At 61.4% G+C, this 22,317-nt stretch carries 16 protein-coding genes; 8 read left to right on the top strand and 8 right to left on the bottom strand.

Annotated elements, in window-relative coordinates; translation table 11 throughout:
• Nucleotides 1-164: 164 nt before the first annotated feature.
• Nucleotides 165-1,061 carry a lysine exporter LysO family protein gene (locus tag ACJ8KE_RS09650; protein WP_004928363.1) on the bottom strand — a complete coding sequence of 299 codons (897 nt, stop codon included), beginning with the start codon at nucleotides 1,059-1,061 and terminating at the stop codon, nucleotides 165-167.
• Nucleotides 1,062-1,248: 187 nt separating this feature from the next.
• On the opposite strand from ACJ8KE_RS09650, the gene ACJ8KE_RS09645 reads away from it, so the two are divergent.
• On the top strand, nucleotides 1,249-2,907 hold the full coding sequence (locus ACJ8KE_RS09645) for an ATP-dependent endonuclease (RefSeq protein WP_016928338.1): 1,659 nt from the start codon (nucleotides 1,249-1,251) through the stop codon (nucleotides 2,905-2,907).
• 14 nt (nucleotides 2,908-2,921) lie between these two features.
• On the opposite strand, the gene ACJ8KE_RS09640 is transcribed toward ACJ8KE_RS09645, so the two are convergent.
• Nucleotides 2,922-3,875 carry a VirK/YbjX family protein gene (locus ACJ8KE_RS09640; protein WP_016928337.1) on the bottom strand — a complete coding sequence of 318 codons (954 nt, stop codon included), beginning with the start codon at nucleotides 3,873-3,875 and terminating at the stop codon, nucleotides 2,922-2,924.
• Nucleotides 3,876-4,069: 194 nt separating this feature from the next.
• Here ACJ8KE_RS09640 and macA point away from each other — a divergent pair, with 194 nt between their 5' ends.
• On the top strand, nucleotides 4,070-5,185 hold the full coding sequence (macA, locus tag ACJ8KE_RS09635; RefSeq protein WP_028127988.1) for a macrolide transporter subunit MacA: 1,116 nt from the start codon (nucleotides 4,070-4,072) through the stop codon (nucleotides 5,183-5,185).
• Nucleotides 5,185-7,131, top strand: coding sequence for a macrolide ABC transporter ATP-binding protein/permease MacB (gene macB / locus ACJ8KE_RS09630; protein ID WP_284065188.1), 1,947 nt, complete (start codon nucleotides 5,185-5,187; stop codon nucleotides 7,129-7,131). Before macA ends, macB begins: the two co-directional genes overlap by 1 nt.
• An 87-nt stretch (nucleotides 7,132-7,218) precedes the next feature.
• Here the strand turns inward: macB and cspD are convergent, their stop codons facing one another.
• Nucleotides 7,219-7,440, bottom strand: coding sequence for a cold shock-like protein CspD (gene cspD, locus ACJ8KE_RS09625; protein ID WP_004928349.1), 222 nt, complete (start codon nucleotides 7,438-7,440; stop codon nucleotides 7,219-7,221).
• Nucleotides 7,441-7,795: 355 nt separating this feature from the next.
• On the opposite strand from cspD, the gene clpS reads away from it, so the two are divergent.
• Nucleotides 7,796-8,116: an ATP-dependent Clp protease adapter ClpS gene (gene clpS / locus ACJ8KE_RS09620; RefSeq protein WP_004928347.1), complete on the top strand. Its 321-nt coding sequence runs from the start codon at nucleotides 7,796-7,798 to the stop codon at nucleotides 8,114-8,116.
• A 27-nt stretch (nucleotides 8,117-8,143) separates the two neighbouring features.
• Complete coding sequence (gene clpA, locus ACJ8KE_RS09615; protein ID WP_004928343.1) at nucleotides 8,144-10,423, top strand: ATP-dependent Clp protease ATP-binding subunit ClpA; 2,280 nt, start codon at nucleotides 8,144-8,146, stop codon at nucleotides 10,421-10,423.
• A 205-nt stretch (nucleotides 10,424-10,628) separates the two neighbouring features.
• Here the strand turns inward: clpA and infA are convergent, their stop codons facing one another.
• The 5 genes from infA to trxB form a co-directional block, all read right to left on the bottom strand.
• Nucleotides 10,629-10,847: a translation initiation factor IF-1 gene (gene infA / locus ACJ8KE_RS09610; RefSeq protein ID WP_002211347.1), complete on the bottom strand. Its 219-nt coding sequence runs from the start codon at nucleotides 10,845-10,847 to the stop codon at nucleotides 10,629-10,631.
• A gap of 105 nt (nucleotides 10,848-10,952) precedes the next feature.
• The gene (gene aat, locus ACJ8KE_RS09605) at nucleotides 10,953-11,678 is read right to left on the bottom strand and encodes a leucyl/phenylalanyl-tRNA--protein transferase (protein ID WP_079449447.1); all 726 of its coding nucleotides are present in this window, start codon (nucleotides 11,676-11,678) and stop codon (nucleotides 10,953-10,955) included.
• A 29-nt stretch (nucleotides 11,679-11,707) separates the two neighbouring features.
• Nucleotides 11,708-13,447 carry a heme ABC transporter ATP-binding protein/permease CydC gene (cydC, locus tag ACJ8KE_RS09600; RefSeq protein ID WP_274985314.1) on the bottom strand — a complete coding sequence of 580 codons (1,740 nt, stop codon included), beginning with the start codon at nucleotides 13,445-13,447 and terminating at the stop codon, nucleotides 11,708-11,710.
• 2 nt (nucleotides 13,448-13,449) lie between these two features.
• The gene (cydD, locus tag ACJ8KE_RS09595) at nucleotides 13,450-15,216 is read right to left on the bottom strand and encodes a heme ABC transporter permease/ATP-binding protein CydD (RefSeq protein WP_116403748.1); all 1,767 of its coding nucleotides are present in this window, start codon (nucleotides 15,214-15,216) and stop codon (nucleotides 13,450-13,452) included.
• Between the two features lie 238 nt (nucleotides 15,217-15,454).
• Nucleotides 15,455-16,426 (bottom strand): thioredoxin-disulfide reductase, encoded by a 972-nt coding sequence (gene trxB / locus ACJ8KE_RS09590; protein ID WP_016928331.1) that lies wholly within the window; start codon nucleotides 16,424-16,426, stop codon nucleotides 15,455-15,457.
• A 654-nt stretch (nucleotides 16,427-17,080) separates the two neighbouring features.
• On the opposite strand from trxB, the gene lrp reads away from it, so the two are divergent.
• From lrp to lolA, 3 genes are all read left to right on the top strand, one after another.
• The gene (gene lrp, locus ACJ8KE_RS09585) at nucleotides 17,081-17,575 is read left to right on the top strand and encodes a leucine-responsive transcriptional regulator Lrp (RefSeq protein WP_004928318.1); all 495 of its coding nucleotides are present in this window, start codon (nucleotides 17,081-17,083) and stop codon (nucleotides 17,573-17,575) included.
• A gap of 120 nt (nucleotides 17,576-17,695) precedes the next feature.
• Nucleotides 17,696-21,448: a DNA translocase FtsK 4TM domain-containing protein gene (locus tag ACJ8KE_RS09580; protein ID WP_442517226.1), complete on the top strand. Its 3,753-nt coding sequence runs from the start codon at nucleotides 17,696-17,698 to the stop codon at nucleotides 21,446-21,448.
• Between the two features lie 198 nt (nucleotides 21,449-21,646).
• Entirely contained in the window at nucleotides 21,647-22,258 is a 612-nt protein-coding gene (lolA, locus tag ACJ8KE_RS09575) for an outer membrane lipoprotein chaperone LolA (RefSeq protein WP_015377319.1), read from the top strand.
• Nucleotides 22,259-22,317 lie beyond the last annotated feature (59 nt).

Below are 22,317 nucleotides of genomic sequence, written 5' to 3'. Positions count from 1 at the left end.
TTTTAAAGTTGCATTTGTAATGCTTGTTTAAAAGCATAGATCGGCGATCGGGGTTGCAAAAGGCTTTTGTGCGACTACTGCGGGCAAGTTTGATTTAGCGCAATTTTGCCGTGCGGATGGGAATTATTACGCTTTGGGGGCCGGGCGGCCCCCAGGGGAAAGGATCAGGAGAACAGGGCGATCAGCACCGGCGCCAGCAGGCTCAGCAGGAAGCCGTGGACGATGGCGGGGGGCACCATGTCCAGTCCGCCGCTGCGCTGCAACACCGGCAAGGTGAAGTCCATCGAGGTGGCGCCGCACAGGCCGAGGGCGGTGGAGCGGCTGCGGCGCACCAACGTCGGGATCAGCATGATCGCCACCAGCTCGCGCGCCAGATCGTTGAAGAACGCGGCGCTGCCCATCACCGGGCCATAGGCGTCGGTGATCAGAATGCCGGACAGCGAGTACCAGCCGAAGCCGGAGGCCATCGCCAGCCCGGCCTTGACCGGCAACCCCAGCAGCTGCGCCGCCAGCGCGCCGCCGGCCAGCGACGCGACGGTCACCACCAACGCCACCAGCGTGCCGCGGCGGTTGAGCACGATCTGGCGCAGCGTCATGCCGCTGTTGCGCAGTTGAATGCCGACCAGCAACAGCAGGAAGATCAGCGCATATTCGCTGCCTTTATGGGCGAACTGCAGCCATTGCCACTGCGTCAGGCCGAGCAGGAAGCCGCCGAGCACCACGCCGCACAGCTTGAGCGACTCCAGCGCCATGTGCACGCGCGAAGGCAGCTTTTCCTGTTTATGGCTGCTGCGCCACGGCATGCGCCGCTCCAGCAGCGCCAGCAACAGCAGATTGGCGCAGAGAATGCAGAAGAAGAACACCGCGCTGTACTGGAAGATCAGCACCAGGTTGCTGCTGAGATCTTCCATAAACGCCAGGCTGATGCCCATGAAAAACAGGATCACGTACACCATCCAGCTGAGCAGCCGGTTGATCAGCACCAGCAGCGGGCGATGGCGTAAGGGAATGAGGTAACCGACAATCAGCGGTAACAGAATAATCAACAGTCCTGAGTACATGGTGCAGCTTGTGTCCTTGAGTTTTGAGGCGCGCCGAACGGCGGCGAGGAGCACACGCTAACCAAAAGCCCGGCCGGAGTAAAGCGGCAGATTTGACGCTGGCCGCTTGACCTGCAAGGGGTTTTTTGACCATGCTCTGTGAAGGTCGCCTCATTGAAGAGGCGACGGCGCGCACGGGAGGCGGCGGATGTTCTTGGAGCGTATCGAAATTGTAGGTTTTCGCGGCATTAATCGGCTGTCGCTGATGCTGGACGACAACACGCTGTTGCTCGGCGAAAACGCCTGGGGTAAATCCAGCCTGCTGGATGCGCTGACGCTGCTGCTGGCGCCGGAGCAGAAGCTGTATCGGTTTGAGGCGCACGATTTCCATTTCCCCCCCGGTGAAGAGTCAGCCAAAGAGCGCCACCTGCAGGTGGTGTTCACCTTCTGCGAAAAAGACATCGGCCATGCGCACCTGCCGCGCTATCGCCACCTGACGCCGCTGTGGGTCAAGGGCGAAGATGGCCTGAGCCGCATTCATTACCGCTGCGAGGGCGAGCTGGCCGATGACGGCACGGTGTGCACCTGGCGCGGTTTTCTCGACGCCGACGGCAACGCCTTTCAACTGCACCATATCGAACAACTGGCCCACGCCATTATCCGGATCCATCCGGTATTGCGCCTGCGCGACGCGCGCTTTATTCGTCGTCTGCGCCCCAGCAGCCTCGGCGATGAACGCAAACCCGATACCCAGGCGCTGGCGCAGCAGTTGGATCAGCTGACGCGCGAGCTGGTGCGCAATCCGCAGAAGCTGACCAACGGTGAGCTGCGCCAGGGGCTGGCGGCGATGCAGCAGCTGCTGGAGCACTATTTCGCCGAGCAGAGTTCGCAGGTGACGCGGCCGCGCCGCCGCGGCGGTGAACCGGAGCAGGACGCCTGGCGCGCGCTGGACGGCATCAACCGCATGGTGGCCGAGCCGAACAGCCGCAGCATGCGCCTGATCCTGCTGGGGATGTTTTCCACCCTGCTGCAGGCCAAGGGCGACGTCAAGCTGGATCCCCATGCCCGGCCGCTGTTGCTGGTGGAGGACCCGGAAACTCGCCTGCACCCGATCATGCTGTCGGTGGCCTGGGGGCTGCTCAATCAGCTGCCGCTGCAGCGCATCACCACCACCAACTCCAGCGAACTGGTGTCGCTGGTGCCGGTGGAGCACGTCTGCCGGCTAGTGCGCGAGTCGGGGCGGGTTGCGACCTACCGTCTCGGGCCGCGCGGGCTGAGCGCCGAAGACGGGCGGCGCATCGCGTTTCACATCCGTTTCAACCGGCCGTCGTCACTGTTCGCCCGCTGCTGGCTGCTGGTGGAAGGCGAGACCGAAGTGTGGCTGCTGAACGAGCTGGCGCGCCAGTGCGGCTATCATTTCGAGGCGGAAGGGGTGAGGGTCATCGAATTCGCCCAGTGCGGCCTGAAGCCGCTGCTGCGCTTCGCCCGCCGCATGGGCATCGAGTGGCATGCGCTGGTGGACGGCGACGAGGCAGGCAAAAAGTACGCCAATACCGTGCGCAGCCTGCTGGACAATCATGAAGACAACGAACGCGATCGGCTGACCGCGCTGCCGGCGCCGGACATGGAGCACTTCATGTTCCGCGAAGGGTTCGGCCCGGTTTATCACCGAATGGCGTCGGTGCCGCTCAACGCGCAGATGCCGGTGCGCAAGGTGATCCTGAAAGCGGTTCACCATTCGTCGAAACCGGATCTGGCGATTGAGGTCGCGATGCAGGCCGGCGAATGGGGCACGGACTCGGTGCCGCCGCTGCTGAAGAAAATGTTCTCACGGGTAATCTGGCTGGCGCGCGGCCGGGCGGACTGACAGCCCGCCGGGCGTCATCGGGCGCAGAAATGCGCCGCCAATTCCTGTTCCAGCGCGTCCAGCAGCTGATAGCGACGGCGATACTCGGCGCGCTTCTTGCTGGCAATCTCTTCGATAGGTTTGCGGGCGATGCGCTCGGGCAGCAGGAAATAGCCGCTGTCGAGCGGTTTGGCGCCCATCGACAGCCAGAACTGATCGTAATCGGCGTGCAGTTGGCCCTTCTTCTTACTCTGGTAACGCCAGTTTTGATAGATATGGGTGGCATTGCCGACGGCTACGATCTGGCGGATGCCGAGATGCCGCGCCAGCGTGCAAATGCCTTCCAGCACCAGCCGTTTAGGGAACAGACCGTGACACTCCTTGGTGGTGTGCTGGATCTCGGCGTGCGGCACCTCATGGTTCGCGCCCTGCAGGCCGCCGATGAACAGCGTCGGCTGCTGCTGATAATGCATCAGCGCAAAGGTGATTTCCGCCAGCATCACGCCGTTGGCGTTGCGCAGCAGCAGCGTGGCTTCCCCTTCCTTATTCAGTTTGTCGATCGCCGCCAGTTCCAGCGCGATCGGCGCTTCGTTTTTGCCCATCGCGCGGGCCAGCACGAAAGGCTGTGGGCCGAGGTGGCCGAGACGCATCTTCAGCGGCATGCGCTGCACGATGAGATCGTAATGATCGCGCAGGGCGAACAGGCATTCGATCTTGCTCATGTTGGCCGCCAGGTAGGGGCGATGCAGCTTGCACGGCAGGTTCGGCTGCGCGCTCAGGATCTCCTCCCGCAGCGGGTTGCTGGCCAGGGTGCTGAGCAGGCCGCTGGTGGTGCGCCAGTTGAGCAGCGAACGGCCGAGAAACTTCAGGCGAAACGAGGTTTTTTTCCAGGCGTTGCTCGGTGCCTTTTCGCCATTGATCAGCGCCGTCATCAGTTGCCAGCCGTTAAGCGGCCGGGCGGAGGCGAGTGGGTAGCTGAGCTGTGACATGATGAAATCCTTGGCTGTGTTGAATGGCGTTATTTCATCAAGGTTTCACTAAACGGGAGTTCAATGCTGAACTGTAACCAGGCGTGTCTCCACATTGTGTTGAGCTAAGGTTTAGTTATTCCCTACGTTGCATGCTAATTTAGCTCCGCCGCCGCAATGGGCGGTTGATATTCACAAGCACAGGCAGGTCCATTTTGACAGGGTTTAAAGGACATAAACGCCGCTGGATACTCGTTCTGGCGGTGATTGCGGCGATTGCCGCGGCGGCCGTTTGGCACTTCCGCCATCCGGCGCCGACCGATTTCAAAACGGTGAAGGTCACAAAACGCGATCTGCAGCAGAACGTGTTGGCGACCGGCCAGCTGGACGCGGTGCGCAAGGTTGACGTCGGCGCGCAGGTCAGCGGGCAGTTGGAAAAACTGTATGTCGAGATCGGCGACAAGGTGAAAAAAGGCCAGTTGCTGGGGGTTATCGATCCGCAACAGGCGCAGAACAGCATTCGCGAAGGCGAGGCGACGCTGCGCGAACTGCATGCGCAACTGCTGCAGGCGCAGGCCGAACAGCAACTGGCGGCGGTCACGCTGCAGCGCAACCAGGCGCTGGCCAGGCTGCAGGCGGTGTCGCGTCAGGATCTGGATCAGGCGGCGACGCAGTTGGCGGTGAAGAAGGCGCAGGTGGGCACCATCAATGCGCAGATCGCGCGGAATCAGGCCAGCCTGGACACCGCCAAGATCAACCTGGCCTACACCCGCATCGAAGCGCCGATGGATGGCGACGTGGTGCAGATCACAACGCTGCAGGGCCAGACGGTGATCGCGGCGCAGCAGGCGCCGAACATTCTGACGCTGGCGGATCTCGGCACCATGCTGGTGAAGGCGCAGGTGTCGGAGGCCGACGTCATTAACCTCAAGCCAGGTCAGAAGGCCTGGTTCACGGTGCTGGGCGATCCGACCCGGCGCTTCGACGGCGTGCTGAAAGACATTCAGCCGACGCCGGAAAAGGTCAACAACGCCATCTTCTATTATGCGCGTTTCGAAGTGCCCAACCCGGAAAGGCTGCTGCGCTTGCAAATGACGGCGCAGGTGCATATTCAGCTGGCCGGCGTCCAGCAGGCGCTGGTGATCCCGCTGGCGGCGCTGGGCGATCAGATCGCCGACAATCGCTACCACGTCTCGGTGTTGAAACAGGGCAAGGAAGAGAAGCGCGAGGTGGCCATCGGCCTGCGCAACAATATCGACGTGCAGATCCTCCGCGGGCTTGAGGCGGGCGATGAGGTGATCGTCAGCCGCGGCGGCGTGGAGGCCGGCTGATGGCGGCGCTGTTGCAGCTGAGCGGCATTCGCCGCAGCTACCGTTCCGGCGAGCAGACGGTCGAGGTGCTGAAGGGGATCAGTCTGAGCATCGACGCCGGTGAAATGGTGGCGATCATGGGGGCTTCCGGCTCCGGCAAATCGACGCTGATGAACATTCTCGGCTGTCTGGACAAGCCGAGCGCCGGCGTGTATCGGGTGGCCGGGCAAGATGTGGCGACGCTGAGCGACGATGCGCTGGCGCAGCTGCGGCGCGAGCATTTCGGCTTTATCTTTCAACGCTACCATCTGCTGCCGCACCTGAGCGCGGCGCACAACGTCGAGGTGCCGGCGGTGTACGCCGGGCTGGGCAAAGCGGCGCGGCGCGAACGGGCGGAGGCGCTGTTGCGGCGGTTGGGGCTGGGGGAGCGCGTCAACTATCGGCCGAGCCAGCTTTCCGGCGGCCAGCAGCAGCGCGTCAGTATCGCCCGCGCGTTGATGAACGGCGGGCAGGTGATCCTAGCGGATGAGCCGACCGGCGCGCTGGACAGCCACTCCGGCGAAGAGGTGATGGCGATCCTCAAACAGCTGTGCGCCCAAGGGCACACGGTGATCCTGGTGACTCACGATCCGGCGGTGGCGCGCCAGGCGGAGCGAATCATCGAGATCCGCGACGGCGAGATCATCGCCGACTCGCGCCCGGCGCCGCCGGAGAGTGTGCAGGCCAATCCGCTGGCGCTGGCCGCAACGGCGCCTTCCTGGCGGCAGATGGGCGGCCGTTTCCGCGAGGCGCTGCTCATGGCCTGGCGCGCGATGGCGGCCAACAAGATGCGCACCGCGCTGACCATGCTCGGCATCATTATCGGCATCGCCTCGGTGGTATCGATCCTGGTGATCGGCGACGCCGCCAAGCAGATGGTGCTGGCGGACATCAAATCCATCGGCACCAATACTGTCGATATTTATCCCGGCAAGGATTTCGGCGACGACGATCCGACCTATCGGCAATCGTTGAAATACGGCGATCTCGACGCGCTGCGCGAACAGCCGTACATCAGCGCGCTGTCGCCGAGCATCAGCAGCAGCATGCGGCTGCGCTTGGGCAACGTCGATGCGGCGGCCAACGTCAACGGCGTCAGCGAGCAGTTCTTCCGCGTGTACGGCATGAGCTTTACCCAGGGCGTCGGCATCGATCCGATGCAGGTGCAGTCGCAGGCGCAAACGGTGGTGATCGACGCCAATACCCAACGGCGGCTGTTCCCGCATCAGAAGAACGTGGTGGGGGAAGTTATCCTGGTGGGCAACATGCCGGCGACGGTGGTCGGCGTGGCCAAGGAGAAGCAGTCGATGTTCGGCAGCAGCAAGACGCTGAACGTGTGGGTGCCGTACAGCACCATGGCCAACCGGCTGATGGGCAACAGCTATTTCGACTCGATCACCGTGCGTATCCGTGACGGTTACGACAGCAAGGAAGCGGAACAACAGCTGTCGCGCCTGTTGACGCTGCGCCACGGTAAAAAGGATTTCTTCACCTATAACATGGACAGCCTGGTGCAAACCGCGGAGAAAACCACCCGCACGCTGCAGCTGTTCCTGACGCTGGTGGCGGTGATCTCACTGGTGGTCGGCGGCATCGGCGTGATGAACATCATGCTGGTGTCGGTAACCGAGCGCACGCGCGAGATCGGCATCCGCATGGCGGTGGGCGCGCGTTCCGGCGACGTGTTGCAGCAGTTCCTGATCGAGGCGGTATTGGTCTGCCTGGTTGGGGGCGCGCTGGGGATTACGCTGTCGTTCGCCATCGGCCTGGCGGTGCAGTTGGTGTTGCCGGGTTGGCAGATCAGTTTCCCGCCGGCGGCGTTGCTGAGCGCGTTTCTCTGTTCTACCGGCATCGGCGTGGTGTTCGGCTATCTGCCGGCGCGCAATGCCGCGCGGCTGAATCCGATCGATGCGCTGGCGCGCGAGTAAGTAAAGGGCATAAAAAATGCCAGTCACACGGCGGCTGGCATTTTTATCGCAGTCAGGGGCAAGGCAGCGCGACGCTGCCGGAAGCGTTCAGGACAGCGCCTCGCTTTCCACCGGCACAATAAGACTGGCATGGTTCCCTTTCGGCCCTTGATGCACGTCGAAGCTGACCTGCTGGCCCGCCTTCAACGTTCTGTAACCATCCATCTTGATGGTGGAATAATGCGCGAAAATATCTTCGCCGCCGCCGGCTGGGCAGATGAAGCCAAAGCCTTTGGCGTTGTTAAACCATTTAACAGTACCCGTCTCCATGCTTTTACATCCCTCGCAACGCTATTTTAAGTGAGATGAATAACTGAATTCGCACCCGCCGTGGGCGGGTAGCAGGGTGGACAAGGGGTGGTTAAAAGACCACCAGCCACGAATTTACACTCTAGAGCAAATGATCGGGGCGTCAAGGGATCGGCTTTTGTCGGCGGGGAGCAGTTCACCAAAGTTTGAAGCAGGTAACGCTATTGCCACGATTCAGTCACAATTGGCCCGTTTTTTTGCGCACGTTACAGTGCGGCGGGACGATGCCGAAGATGATAAAATAGTAACTATCCCCACTTTGAATAACCGAAACCTGCCCCCATATCAGAGGGCAGAGCAGAGAAGATGAGCAGCGATGGGCAATAACAACGACTGGCTAAACTTTGAACACTTGGCCGAAGAAAAACAAATCGATGCGGTAAAACCGCCGTCTATGTATAAAGTTATACTTAACAACGACGATTACACACCGATGGAATTTGTGATTGACGTTCTGCAAAAGTTCTTTTCTTATGATATTGAACGCGCAACGCAACTGATGCTCACGGTCCACTATCAAGGCAAGGCGATCTGTGGTGTTTTTACCGCCGAGGTGGCGGAAACCAAAGTCGTCCATGTGAACCGGTACGCAAGGGAGAACGAGCATCCGTTGCTTTGTACGCTGGAAAAAGCCTGAATAAGGCAATCTATTGGGGAGGTGCTTATGCTCAATCAAGAACTGGAACTCAGTCTCAACATGGCTTTCGCCAGGGCGCGTGAGCACAGACACGAGTTTATGACCGTGGAGCACCTGTTGCTGGCGTTGCTGAGCAACCCTGCCGCGCGAGAAGCGCTCGAGGCATGTACGGTGGATCTGGCCGCGTTGCGCCAGGAGCTGGAAGCCTTCATCGAACAAACCACACCGACGCTGCCCGCCGGCGAAGAGGAGCGCGACACTCAGCCGACGCTCAGCTTCCAGCGCGTGTTGCAGCGCGCGGTCTTCCATGTGCAATCTTCCGGCCGCAGCGAAGTGTCCGGCGCCAACGTGTTGGTGGCCATCTTCAGCGAGCAGGAGTCGCAGGCGGCTTATCTGCTGCGCAAGCACGACGTCAGCCGTCTCGACGTGGTGAACTTCATTTCACATGGCACGCGTAAAGACGAGCCGGGCCAAGCGCCGAATGCGGAAAACCCGGTGAACGAAGAGCAGTCCGGAGGGGAAGACCGTATGGAAAACTTCACCACCAACCTCAATCAGTTGGCCCGTGTGGGCGGCATCGATCCGCTGATCGGCCGCGATCGTGAGCTGGAGCGCGCGATTCAGGTGCTGTGCCGCCGTCGTAAAAACAACCCGTTGCTGGTCGGCGAATCCGGCGTGGGCAAGACCGCCATCGCCGAAGGTCTGGCCTGGCGTATCGTGCAGGGCGACGTGCCGGAAGTGATGGCGGACTGCACGCTGTATTCGCTGGATATCGGTTCACTGCTGGCCGGCACCAAATACCGCGGCGACTTCGAGAAACGCTTCAAGGCGCTGCTCAAGCAGCTGGAGCAGGATCAGAACAGCATCCTGTTCATCGATGAAATTCATACCATCATCGGCGCCGGTGCGGCTTCCGGTGGGCAAGTGGATGCCGCCAATCTGATCAAACCGCTGCTGTCGAGCGGCAAGATCCGGGTGATCGGCTCGACCACCTACCAGGAGTTCAGCAACATCTTCGAAAAGGATCGCGCTTTGGCGCGCCGCTTCCAGAAGATCGATATCACCGAACCGACGGCGGAAGAGACCGTTCAGATCATCAACGGCCTGAAGGCCAAGTATGAAGCGCACCACGACGTGCGTTATACCGCCAAGGCGATCCGCGCCGCGGTGGAGCTGTCGGTGAAATACATTAACGATCGCCATCTGCCGGACAAGGCGATCGACGTGATTGACGAGGCGGGCGCCCGCAGCCGGTTGATGCCGGCCAGCAAGCGCAAGAAAACCGTTAACGTGGCCGATATCGAATCCGTGGTGGCGCGTATCGCGCGCATTCCAGAGAAAACCGTGTCGGCCAGCGATCGCGACGTGCTGAGAAACCTGGGCGATCGCTTGAAGATGCTGGTATTCGGCCAGGATCAGGCGATCGAAGCGCTGACCGAAGCGATCAAGATGAGCCGCGCCGGTCTGGGCCACGAGCGCAAGCCGGTCGGTTCCTTCCTGTTCGCCGGGCCGACCGGGGTCGGGAAAACCGAGGTCACCGTTCAGTTGGCCAAGGCGATGGATATCGAGCTGCTGCGTTTCGACATGTCCGAGTACATGGAGCGGCATACCGTCAGCCGCCTGATCGGCGCGCCTCCGGGCTACGTCGGTTACGATCAGGGCGGGCTGCTGACCGATGCGGTGATCAAGCATCCGCATGCGGTGGTGCTGCTCGATGAGATCGAGAAGGCGCACCCGGACGTGTTCAACCTGCTGTTGCAGGTGATGGATAACGGTACGCTGACCGACAACAACGGCCGCAAGGCGGACTTCCGCAATGTGATCCTGGTGATGACCACCAACGCCGGGGTGCGGGAAACCGAACGCAAGTCGATTGGTCTGGTGCAGCAGGACAACAGCACCGACGCGATGGAAGAGATCAAGAAGGTGTTTACGCCGGAATTCCGCAACCGTCTGGACAACATCATCTGGTTCAACCATCTGTCTACCGAGGTGATCCAGCAGGTGGTCGACAAGTTTATCGTCGAACTGCAGGCGCAGCTGGATGCGAAGGGCGTCTCGCTGGAAGTGAGCGACGAAGCGCGCGACTGGCTATCGGTGAAGGGCTACGACCGTGCGATGGGCGCTCGTCCGATGGCGCGCGTCATGCAGGAAAACCTGAAGAAACCGTTGGCCAACGAGTTGCTGTTCGGTTCGCTGGTGGACGGCGGTTCCGTGAAGGTCGAGCTGGACAAGGACAAGAAACAGCTGACCTACCACTTCCTCAGCGCCGCCAAGCGCAAAGCGGACGAGGGCGCGGTGCACTAAGGCCGCCTTCAGGCAAAGAAAAAGCGATGCTTCGGCATCGCTTTTTTTATGGGTGAGATTCACCGTACAACAGAAACGAGTGAGCCCTCTCAGTTTACCTGCGCACCTGCAACCCGTTGTGTAACGTCGCTGCGGGGGTAAACGGAAAGGGCTCCCGAGGGATTACATCCTCGATGCCGCCAGCGTGTGGCGCGCGGTGAGCCGATTAACGGCTACGGAAGACAATGCGGCCTTTGCTCAGGTCGTACGGGGTCAGCTCAACAGTGACTTTGTCGCCCGTCAGGATGCGGATATAGTTTTTACGCATTTTACCGGAGATGTGTGCGGTTACCACGTGCCCGTTTTCCAATTCAACGCGGAACATGGTGTTCGGCAGCGTATCAAGAACGGTGCCCTGCATTTCAATATTGTCTTCTTTGGCCATCGAATCCTCTAGGTCTAACTACCTTAGTTTTTAACCGGCAAGATAATGCCGAAAAACCCCCATTATGTAAAGATGTGTCGGTGAACATTGCACCGTTTCCACCAATTAGTTTGCTGGGGAGGGCGGTTCAACCGGCTGTGGGGATATGACTTGCGACGCCCAGCACGCCGGTGCCAAAGGCCGCCGTTGAAGGGTGCTGAGCTGCTGCAAGAATTGACGGCGCGGAATTTCACGCGCGCCAAGGCGGGCAGTGTGAGCGTTCAGCACCTGGCAGTCAATCAATTCCCCGCCATAAGCGGCAAAATGGCGGCAAAAGGCCATCAATGCGCATTTTGAGGCGTTGGTGACGCGGCTGAACATCGATTCGCCGCAGAACAACGCGCCCTGCGCTACGCCGTACATGCCGCCAACCAATTGATCATCCTGCCATACCTCCACAGAGTGCGCGTAGCCGAGGCGATGCAGATGCTGATAGGCGCGCTGCACCTCCGGGCCGATCCAGGTGCCTTCATTCGGCCGGTGGGCGCAGGCGGCGATCACCGCGGCGAAGTCGTGATTAAGCGTGATGCGAAACGGATCGTGGCGAAGAAAGCGTTTCAGGCTGCGGTTGAGATGAAACTCGGCCGGGAACAGCACCGCACGCGGATCGGGTGACCACCACAGAATCGCTTCCCCCGGCGAGTACCAGGGGAAGATGCCGCGCTCGTAGGCTGCCAGCAGCCGCGGCGCCGTCAGGTCGCCGCCGATCGCCAGCAGGCCGTTGGGATCGCGCAGGGCGCCCTCAGGCGAGGGAAACGCCAGCGACTGGGGGGAAAGCTTAACGATGCGCATACAGGGTTTCTGCGTCCTCTACGGGCCGATTACGGCGCCAGGTTGCTGATACGGTTGCGAAAGCGGGCATAGCGGCCCTGCTGGCGCATCAGGGCCGCGTGATTGCCCTGTTCGACAATTTGGCCGTCATCCATTACGCAAATGCGATCGAGATGCTCCAGGCCGTACAGGCGGTGCGTCACCAGAATCAGCGTCTTGCCCTGACAATGCCGGCGCAGCAGCGCCAGGATCTGCTGTTCGGTTTCGGCGTCCAGCCCTTCGGTCGGTTCGTCAAGCAGCAGCAGCGGGGCCGGATGCAGCAGCGCGCGGGCGATGCCCAGACGGCGCTGTTCGCCGCCGGACAGCTGCCGGCCGCCTTCGCCGAGCCAGGCGTTCAGCCCGCCGTCGCCGGCCAGCAATTTGCCGAGCCCCACCTGCTGCAGGACGTCACTCAAATGAGCGTCGTCGGCATCCGGTGCGGCCAGCCGCAGGTTTTCCCGCAGCGTATCGCTGAAGATATGCACTCGCTGGCTGACGACCGTGGTCATTCGACGCAGGGTGGTTTCATCATAATCTTCCAGCGGTTCGCCGTTGAGCAGAATTTTTCCGCCGTCGGTGCGCCAGGCGCGGGTCAGCAGCTGCAGCAGGGTGGACTTGCCGCAGCCGGTGCGGCCGAGCAAGGCGATGTGTTCGCCGGCCGCGACTTCGAGCGTGACGTCGCGCAGCACCGGCTGCGGCTGATCGGGGTAGGTGAAACTCAGCTGCCGCAGGCTAAGCTGAGCCCGGTCGGCGGCGGCCGGACCGGCGGCGGGGAAGGTGACTTCCGGCTGGCGATCGATGATCTGTTTGACCCGCGTGGCGGAGGCGATCACCTGGCCGAGGTGCTGGAAGGCGCCGGCCACCGGCATCAGCGCTTCGAACGACGCCAGCGCGGCGAAGACAAACAGCGCGATCAGCGCGCCGGGTTGGGTATCGCCGCCGATGCCGGCGGCGGTCAGCCACAGCAGCAGCGTCACCGTCAGCCCGCTGGCGAGGATCATCAGCGCCTGCGCCTTGCCGCTCAGCGAGGCTTGCTGCCACTGGCGGCGTTGCCACCGCTGTTCGGTGGCATTCAGCGTCTGGCGGAAGTCGTTGACGGCGCCGAACACCACCAGCTCCGCCTGCCCCTGCAGCCAGGCGGTCAGGTCGGTGCGGTATTGGCCGCGCAGGGCGGTGAGTTGCCCGCCGATCGGTTTGCCGGCGCGATAGAACACCGGCGGCACCAGCAGCAACAGCAGCAACAGAATGCCGCCCAGCGTCAGGGCGAGCGCAGGATCCAGCCAGCTCAGGCCGTAGGTGACGACCAGGATCACCACCGCCGCGCTGATCAGCGGCGAGATCACCCGCAGATAAAGATGATCCAGCGTGTCCACGTCCGCCACCAGGCGGTTGAGCAGGTCGGCCTGGCGGAAACGGGCGATGCCGCCCGGCGTCAGCGGCAGGATCTTGCTGAAGGTGAACACCCGCAGGTGCGACAGCACGCGGAAGGTGGCGTCGTGGCTGACCACGCGCTCGGCGTAGCGCCCGGCGGTGCGGAAGATCGCCGCGCCGCGCACGCCGGCGGCGGGCAGCATGTAGTTGAAGGTCAGCAGACCCGCCAATCCGGCCAGCGAAGAGGCGGCCAGGAACCAGCCGGAGAGCGCCAGCAGGCCGATGCTGGCCAGCAGAGTGACGATCGCCAAAAGGATGCCCAGGCTAATCAGCAGGCTATGGCGGCGATACAACGCCAAAAACGGCAGCAACACGCGCATGATTAAAGCTCCCCGCGGCGGTGGGCGATCAGAGTGGCGAACAGGCCCGGCTGGGCGCTGAGGGTGGCGTAATCGCCCTGTTGCACGATGCGCCCGTTATCCATCACCCAAATCTGATCGTAGTCTTCGGTATCTTCCAGCTGATGCGTCACCAGCAGGGTGGTTTGTTGATGCGAAGCGGCATTCAACGCCTGCATCACCCGTTGTTCGCTATGGGCATCGAGGCTGGCGGCCGGTTCATCGAGCAGCAGCAAGCGGCGCGGGCCGATCAGCGCCCGGGCGACCGCCACGCGCTGCGCCTGGCCGACCGACAGGCGGGCGGCGTTATCGCCCACTTCGGTGTCGAGCCCCTGCGGCAGATACGGCAACAGCTCGCTGACGTAGGCGTGTTCCACCGCCTGCTGCAGCTGCGTTTCATCGGCCTGCGGGCAGCCCAGCAGGATATTGGCGCGCAAGGTTTGCGCCGGCAGGTGCGGGTTTTGCCCGACCCAGCTCAGCTGCTGCCTCCAGTTCTCTGCGGACAGGTCACGCAGTTCGATGCCGTTGACGGTCAACGATCCACGGTAGGGCAGGAAGCCGAGCAGCAGATTGAGCAGCGAACTTTTGCCGGCGCCGCTCAGCCCGACCAGCGCCACGCGCTGCTGCGGTTGCAGGGTGAAACTCAGCGGCCCGGCCAGCAACACGCCGTTCGGCGACAGAATTTCCAATTCGTTCGCCTGCAGCGTCAGCGGTTGATCGGCGGGCAGCTGCCGCGTGCCGTTGCCCATCTGCTCGCCTTCGGCGCTGAGGAAGGTTTCCAGCGCTTCCGCCGCGCCGACCGCCTGCGCTTTGGCATGGTAGAAGGTGCCGAGATCGCGCAGCGGTTGGAAAAACTCCGGCGCCAGAATCAGCACCAGAAAACCGGAAAACAGCGTTACGCCGAGGCCGTAGCTGCCGAAATTGAGTTCGCCGAGGTAAGAAAAGCCAAAGTACACCGCCACCACGGCGATGGAAATCGAAGCGAAGAATTCCAGCACGCCGGAAGAGAGGAAGGCCATGCGCAGCACTTCCATGGTGCGGCTGCGGAAGTCTTCGGAGGATTTGGCGATCTGCGCGGTTTCGGCCTGCGCGCGGTCGAACAGCCGCAGGGTGTCCAGGCCGCGCAGGCGGTCGAGGAAGTTGCCGCTCAATCGCGCCAGCGCCACGAAGTTGCGGCGGTTGGCGTCGGCGGCCCCCATACCGACCAGTGCCATGAACAGCGGGATCAGCGGCGCGGTCGCCAACAGAATCAAACCGGCGGCCCAATTGATCGGGAAGACGGCGATCAGGATCAGCAGCGGGATGAAGACCGCCAGATACATCTGCGGCAGATAGCGCGAGTAATAGTCCTGCATATCCTCGATCTGCTCGACGATGATGCTGGCCCAACTGCCCGCCGGTTTGCCCTGGATCCAGGCCGGGCCGAGCTGCTGCAGCTTATCCAGCACCTGCTGGCGCATGCGCTGACGGATCACCTGGCCACACAGGAAACCGACCCGCTCCCGCAGCCAGCTCAACAGCGCCCGCAATGCGAACGCGGCGGCCAGCCAGATAAACGAAGGGAGCAGCTGCTCGCGTGGGGTATGTTCGATGATCAGGGCGTGCAGCAGGCTGGCCAGCAGCCACGCCTGCGCCACGATCAGCAGGCCGCTGAACAGCCCCAACAGCATGGAAAGGCGCAGCCAACGCTGCGCCAACGAACTCTGGGTTTTAAGCCAACGGGTTAACTGTTGCTGTCTGGTTTTTTTCATCAGATATGCGTCTGCGTCGCCGGCGCCCGTTTGTTACGGGCTGGGTTAACGTACTGTTAAATAATAGTGTTTGGCGCAATCGGCGACAAACAAGCGAGGTCCCATGTTACCTCGTCACCCGGCAGACTGAAAATAATAAAGCGGCCAAATGTGGCTATAACAGACGCGAGAAGGGGGGCGGAGGGGGGAAACAAAAAAAGCGGCTCGAGAGCCGCTTTTTGCCGATGATGAAAACGTCTTAGCAGACTTCTGCGCCGGCGATGCCGTCCAGGTAACGTTCTGCGTCCAGCGCCGCCATACAGCCGGTGCCGGCGGAAGTGATCGCCTGGCGGTAGACGTGATCCATCACGTCGCCTGCGGCGAAGACGCCGGGGATAGTGGTCTGGGTCGCATTGCCGTGAATGCCGGACTGTACCTTGATGTAGCCGTTTTCCAGCTCCAGCTGGCCGCCGAAGATGCCGGTGTTCGGGCTGTGGCCGATAGCGATGAACACGCCGGCCAGTTCCAGTTCACGTGTTTCGTTTTCCGCTTTGGTGCTGCGGATGCGCACGCCGGTCACGCCCATTTCATCGCCCAGCACTTCGTCCAGCGTATGGTCGGTGTGCAACACGATGTTGCCGCTTTTCACTTTTTCCATCAGCCGGTCGATCAGTATCTTCTCTGAGCGGAAGCTGTCGCGACGGTGGATCAGGTGAACCTCGGCGGCGATGTTGGACAGGTACAGCGCTTCTTCAACGGCGGTGTTGCCGCCGCCGACCACCGCGACTTTCTGGTTGCGGTAGAAGAAACCGTCGCAGGTCGCGCAGGCGGAAACGCCTTTGCCCTTGAAGGCGTCTTCGGAAGGCAGGCCAAGGTAGCGGGCGGAGGCGCCGGTCGCGATGATCAGCGCGTCGCAGCTGTATTCGCCGCTGTCGCCGAACAGGCGGAACGGACGCTGCTGCAGATCGACGCTGTTGATATGATCGAAGACGATTTCAGTTTGGAACTTCTCCGCGTGCTCGCGCATGCGCTCCATCAGCGCCGGACCGGTCAGGCCGTCGGCGTCGCCCGGCCAGTTTTCCACTTCGGTGGTGGTGGTCAGCTGGCCGCCTTGCTCCAGACCGGTGATCAGCACCGGATTCAGGTTGGCGCGCGCCGCGTAGACGGCGGCGGTGTAACCGGCCGGGCCGGAGCCCAGAATCAGTAATTTGCTATGTTTAGCCGTGCCCATGAATAACCTCTTTATTCCACAATGGCGGACAATGAAGCCGATTGTAGGGAAAATGGCGCAGTAAAAAAAGCGCCGGGCGACGTTGTTAACGATTTGTATGATAGTTGTCGCCTATTAATGCACCCGCTGTCGGCAAATCGTACGCCGAACGCAGAAATTTACCTTATCAAAGCCGCATTCGGCCGCCGAATCGCCAACCGCGCAAAAACGGCGCATTCTGCGACTTCAGCCGCTCCCCGCCGGGGTTTATCTGCCAGCGATTCATAACCAAAAATGGGATGCAGACTTTTCGTGACGGTACGTTGTTCTGATTTTGCTTCTTTTACTTTGACAATCCGCTGCGCATTTGCGAAAACATCATAGGAAGAAGAAATTATCCCCGTAACACCAGCAAATCGTACGTATTTGCGCCGCGAGGCGGCAATGCGCGATGGGTGGGCGGAGCAGAGCGCGCAAGCGTTTGCTGATTTTTTCTCGACCTAAACGTCGTTACCTGCGTCGCGCGGGGTTGGACAGACAGGCTGCGCGGCGTGGAATGATGGTAGTGAAGAAGCATATGACAGGCATCGGGTCTTCGCTTGGAACGAACCCTTACACATTGACGTTGGCTAGGGTGTGGCAAGTGCACGGAAGAAAATAAGAGAGACAATAATAATGGCAGACAACAAGAAACGCCCGGGTAAAGATCTTGACCGTATCGACCGCAACATCCTGAATGAGCTGCAGAAGGATGGGCGTATTTCGAACGTCGAGCTTTCGAAGCGCGTGGGGTTATCCCCGACACCATGTTTGGAACGCGTGCGCCGTCTTGAGCGCCAGGGTTTCATTCATGGCTATACCGCATTGCTTAACCCGCATTATCTGGATGCGTCCCTGCTGGTTTTCGTGGAGATCACGCTGAACCGCGGCGCGCCGGATGTGTTTGAGCAATTCAACTCGGCAGTGCAGAAGCTTGAAGAGATTCAGGAGTGTCATCTGGTTTCCGGCGATTTCGACTACCTGTTGAAAACCCGCGTACCGGACATGTCGGCTTACCGCAAATTGCTGGGCGAAACCTTGCTGCGTTTGCCGGGGGTTAACGACACCCGTACCTACGTAGTGATGGAAGAAGTGAAACAGAGTAACCGTCTGGTTATCAAAACACGGTAAGGTGCAGGTGCAAAACCTGATTAAATTGGTTACACTCCTGTTTATTCATACAGTTTCGGCGCCGGGGCAGTTTCTCGGCGCTGTTGCTATGTCAGCTAACAGGAACCTGGAGAGCCTTTCTTGAGCCAGGAATATACAGAAGATAAAGAAGTTACCCTGAAAAGACTCAGCAGTGGCCGGCGTTTGCTGGAAGCTGTGCTTATCGTGGTAGCGATTTTTGCCATTTACCTCATGGCTGCGTTGGTCAGTTTCAACCCGTCTGACCCAAGCTGGTCGCAGACCGCGTGGCATGAGCCGATTCACAATCTGGGCGGCGGTGTCGGGGCCTGGTTGGCCGATACGCTGTTCTTCACCTTCGGGGTGCTCGCCTACGCGATACCGCCGATCATGCTGGTCTTGTGCTGGGCGGCTTATCGCCAACGCAGCAACAGAGACTACATCGACTATTTCGCGCTTTCCCTGCGCCTGATCGGCACCCTGGCGTTAGTGCTCACCTCCTGCGGGCTGGCGGCGCTGAACGTCGACGATCTCTATTACTTCGCTTCCGGCGGCGTGATCGGCAGCCTGCTGAGCAACGCCATGTTGCCGTGGTTCAACGGCATCGGCGCTACGCTGGCGCTGCTGTGCGTATGGGCGGCGGGGTTGACGCTGTTTACCGGCTGGTCCTGGCTGGTGATCGCCGAGAAGATCGGCGGGGCGGTGCTGGGCGTCGCGACGGTGATGACCAATCGCTCACGTCGCGAAGAGCGCTATTTTGAGGATGACGAGCGTTACGTTGACGACGAGCCTGAGCAGGCAGGGAAGGGCGCCGCCGCAGCGGTTGCCGCGACCGCCGCCGGAGCCGCGGCCGCCGATGACGACGTGCTGTTCTCCGCGCCTTCGGTCACCGAAAGCGCCAAAGCGGCGGCAGAAGACGCCGCCGATCCGTTGCTCAGCGGCCTGCGCGCCGACGATGACGAGCTTGAAGCAGAAGCCGCACCCATCGCGCCGGCGGCTTCGCCTGCACCGGCGGTGAAGGCAGAGATCCACGAGCCCGTTGCTGCGCCGATCGCCGCTCAGGCGCCGTCGGTAACGGTGGCGCCGGCCGCGCCGGCCTCGGTCAATCAGCACCCGGTGAGCGCCCCGGCGCAAGACGCTACGCCGCCGCTGTATTCCTTCGAGATCCCGGAAGAAACGCCTGCGCCTAAGGCGACGCGTCCTGTCGATCCTTATCAGGATGACGATGAGCCGCGCCTTGGCAACTGGCAAGAGCCGGTCGCGCCGCAGCCGCCGGCGCGTTCTCCCTTTGATTTTACCGCCGCACAGCGTGACAGCGTCGACATCGGCAGTTCGAGCGGTTTCAGCGCCACCGGCGCCAAACCGCAGCCGGATACGGCGGCAGCCGCTGCTGCTGCGGGCGTTGCAGCTGCGACCTTTATGCCGGCCTTCACGGCGACCAGTGACGGCAATCCGCAGGTTAAGCAGGGCATCGGCCCTGAGCTGCCGCGGCCGAACCCGGTGCGCATCCCGACCCGTCGCGAACTGGCTTCCTACGGCATCAAGCTGCCTTCACAGCGTGCGGCCGAACAGGAACAGCGCCAGACAGAGGCGGAGCCTCAGCAGCCGGCGGCGGTGAACCCGCAGGACGAAGAGGCGCTACAGGAAGCCGCGCTGCGTCAGGCGTTTGCCGAGCAGCAAAGCCAGCGCTATGGCGAAAGCTACGCGCCTGAGCAACAAGATGACGAGAGCGCATTGCAGGAAGCCGAGCTGAGCAAGGCGTTTGCCGAGCAGCAGCACCAACGCTACGGCGAAGGCTATCAACAGGACGACGAAGAGGCGCAGCAAGAGGCCGCGCTGCGCCAGGCGTTTGCCGAGCAGCAGCAGGCGCGCTACGGCCAGCAAGCATCTGCTCCGCAGGCGCCGGCCGCCAGCCCGATCGATACCCGCAATGCTTTCAGCTTCTCGCCGATGGCGGATCTGATGGACGATGGCCCGAGCGAGCCGATGTTCACGCTGTCCCCGCAGCTTGAAGAGCGCATTGAACAGCAAAGCGAGCAAGAGGACGATGTGCCGTTCGGTCAGTTTGAGCCGGCGGCGCCGGCTGCCCAACCTCAGCAATCGCACCCGCAGCCTCAACAATACCAGCAGCCGCAGCAACAGCAGCATCAACAGCCGTCGCAGCAGCAATATCAGCAGCCGCAGCAACAGCAGTATCAACAGCCGTCGCAGCAGCAATATCAGCAGCCGCAGCAACAGCAGTATCAACAGCCGTCGCAGCAGCAATATCAGCAGCCACAGCAACCGGCGCAGCAGCAGCCTCAGCAAGCTCAGGCAGAGCAACATCCTGCGATGGACAGTCTGATTCACCCGTTCCTGATGCGCAACGATCAGCCGCTGCAGAAGCCGACCACGCCGCTGCCGACGCTGGATCTGTTGACCGAGGCGCCGAAAGAGGTGGAGCCGGTCGATTCCTTCGCGCTGGAACAGAAGGCGCGCTTGGTGGAGGCCAGCCTGGCCGATTACCGCGTGAAAGCCGACGTGGTGGACATCCTGCCGGGGCCGGTCATCACCCGCTTCGAGCTGGATCTGGCGCCGGGCGTTAAAGCGGCGCGCATTTCCAACCTGTCGCGCGATCTGGCGCGCTCGCTGTCGACTTCGGCGGTGCGCGTGGTGGAAGTGATCCCCGGCAAGCCTTATGTCGGTCTGGAGCTGCCGAACGCCAAACGGCAAACGGTGTATCTGCGTGAAGTGCTGGATTGCCCTGCTTTCCGTGACAATCCGTCGCCGCTGTCCATCGTATTGGGTAAAGACATCTCCGGCGAACCGGTCGTGGCCGATCTGGGCAAAATGCCGCACTTGCTGGTCGCCGGTACCACCGGTTCCGGTAAGTCGGTCGGGGTCAACGCCATGATCCTGAGCATCTTGTATAAGGCCACGCCGAAAGAAGTGCGCTTTATCATGATCGACCCGAAAATGCTGGAACTGTCGGTTTACGAAGGCATTCCACACCTGTTGACCGACGTGGTCACCGACATGAAAGACGCCGCCAACGCGCTGCGCTGGTGCGTGGGTGAAATGGAACGCCGCTACAAGCTGATGTCTGCCCTGGGCGTGCGTAACCTGGCCGGCTACAACGAGCGCGTCGATCAGGCCGAAGCGATGGGGCGTCCGATCCCGGATCCATTCTGGAAGCCGACCGACAGCATGGACATCACGCCGCCGGTGTTGGAGAAAGAGCCGTACATCGTGGTGATGGTCGACGAATTCGCCGATCTGATCATGACGGTCGGCAAGAAGGTCGAAGAGCTGATCGCTCGCCTGGCGCAGAAAGCGCGTGCGGCGGGCATCCATCTGGTGCTGGCGACCCAGCGTCCGTCGGTGGATGTGATCACCGGCCTGATCAAGGCCAACATTCCGACGCGCATCGCCTTTACCGTGTCGAGCAAGATCGACTCCCGCACCATCCTCGATCAGGGGGGCGCCGAGTCCTTGCTGGGTATGGGTGACATGCTCTATCTGGCGCCGAACTCCTCGATCCCGGTGCGCGTGCATGGCGCATTCGTGCGCGATCAGGAAGTGCACGCGGTGGTCAAGGATTGGAAAGCGCGCGAGCGGCCCCAATATAAAGAGGGCATTCTCAGCGGCGGCGAAGACGGCGAGGGCGGTGCCGGTGGCGGGATGGACGGCGACGAAGAGCTGGATCCGTTGTTTGACCAGGCGGTGGATTTCGTGGTGGATAAACGCCGCGCCTCCATCTCCGGCGTACAGCGCCAGTTCCGCATCGGCTATAACCGCGCGGCGCGCATCATCGAACAGATGGAGGCGCAGGGCATCGTCAGCGAGCAGGGGCATAACGGCAACCGCGAGGTGCTGGCGCCGCCGCGGCACGATTGATGGTCGCTTAGCCATTGCAATTTAATAAGAAAGGGCCGCTTAAGCGGCCCTTGTGCAAAGAAGCGTAAACCCGTTTCTTCTCGGAACATTGGCCTACCGGCCGATCGCCGGCTTCAGGTAAAGTAACGGGAGTAAAGGGTTGATTGACCCGCACGGCGTCGCCCTGCGGTTAACGCATTTCATAAGGTATCTGGAATAATGAAAAAACTGTTAGTTGCCTGCTGTCTGCTTTCGGGATTCGCTTCTACCTCCGTGCTGGCCGACGCCGCACAGGATCTGCAAAGTCGCCTGGCGAAGGTGAACAGTTTCCACGCCAGCTTCTCGCAAACCGTGACCAGCGCCGAAGGCGCCGCGGTGCAACAGGGTGAAGGCGAGCTGTGGGTGAAGCGGCCGAACCTGTTCAACTGGCACATGACGTCACCCGATGAGAGCGTGCTGGTCTCCGATGGTCAAACCCTGTGGTTTTACAACCCGTTCGTCGAGCAGGTGACGGCGACCTGGTTGAAGAACGCCACCGGCAATACGCCGTTTATGCTGATTACCCGCAATAATGCCAGCGACTGGAAACAGTACAACGTGAAGCAAAAGGGCGATGATTTTGAATTAACGCCGAAATCCGCCAGCGGCAACCTGAAGCAATTCGCCATCAGCGTGACCAACAGCGGCACCATCCGCAGCTTCGCCGCGGTGGAGCAGGATGGCCAGCGTAGTGCTTATACGCTGAAAAGCCAGCAGAACGTCGCCGCCGATCCGGCCAAATTCAAATTTACCCCGCCGAAGGGGGTGACGCTGGACGACCAGCGCCAGTGAGGTGCAAGTGAGTAATAATCTGTCGCTCGATTTTTCCCAGAACGAGTTCCAGCCGTTGG

It is taken from the genome of Serratia sp. CY56464 (assembly GCF_052168435.1).
GTDB classification, from domain to species: domain Bacteria; phylum Pseudomonadota; class Gammaproteobacteria; order Enterobacterales; family Enterobacteriaceae; genus Serratia; species Serratia marcescens.
The sequence above is the reverse complement of the archived record's forward strand: the minus strand, read 5'-3'. Positions and strand labels throughout refer to the sequence as shown.

Excerpts from the sequence above, each read along its gene's own strand:
- ACJ8KE_RS09650 (WP_004928363.1), bottom strand. The coding sequence starts at position 1,061 with ATGTACTCAGGACTGTTGATTATTCTGTTACCGCTGATTGTCGGTTAC.
- cspD (WP_004928349.1), bottom strand. The coding sequence starts at position 7,440 with ATGGAGACGGGTACTGTTAAATGGTTTAACAACGCCAAAGGCTTTGGC.
- cydC (WP_274985314.1), bottom strand. The coding sequence starts at position 13,447 with ATGCGCGTGTTGCTGCCGTTTTTGGCGTTGTATCGCCGCCATAGCCTG.
- trxB (WP_016928331.1), bottom strand. The coding sequence starts at position 16,426 with ATGGGCACGGCTAAACATAGCAAATTACTGATTCTGGGCTCCGGCCCG.
- lolA (WP_015377319.1), top strand. The coding sequence starts at position 21,647 with ATGAAAAAACTGTTAGTTGCCTGCTGTCTGCTTTCGGGATTCGCTTCT.
- macB (WP_284065188.1), top strand. The coding sequence starts at position 5,185 with ATGGCGGCGCTGTTGCAGCTGAGCGGCATTCGCCGCAGCTACCGTTCC.
- ACJ8KE_RS09645 (WP_016928338.1), top strand. The coding sequence starts at position 1,249 with ATGTTCTTGGAGCGTATCGAAATTGTAGGTTTTCGCGGCATTAATCGG.
- clpA (WP_004928343.1), top strand. The coding sequence starts at position 8,144 with ATGCTCAATCAAGAACTGGAACTCAGTCTCAACATGGCTTTCGCCAGG.
- infA (WP_002211347.1), bottom strand. The coding sequence starts at position 10,847 with ATGGCCAAAGAAGACAATATTGAAATGCAGGGCACCGTTCTTGATACG.
- cydD (WP_116403748.1), bottom strand. The coding sequence starts at position 15,216 with ATGAAAAAAACCAGACAGCAACAGTTAACCCGTTGGCTTAAAACCCAG.
- aat (WP_079449447.1), bottom strand. The coding sequence starts at position 11,678 with ATGCGCATCGTTAAGCTTTCCCCCCAGTCGCTGGCGTTTCCCTCGCCT.
- ACJ8KE_RS09640 (WP_016928337.1), bottom strand. The coding sequence starts at position 3,875 with ATGTCACAGCTCAGCTACCCACTCGCCTCCGCCCGGCCGCTTAACGGC.
- lrp (WP_004928318.1), top strand. The coding sequence starts at position 17,081 with ATGGCAGACAACAAGAAACGCCCGGGTAAAGATCTTGACCGTATCGAC.
- clpS (WP_004928347.1), top strand. The coding sequence starts at position 7,796 with ATGGGCAATAACAACGACTGGCTAAACTTTGAACACTTGGCCGAAGAA.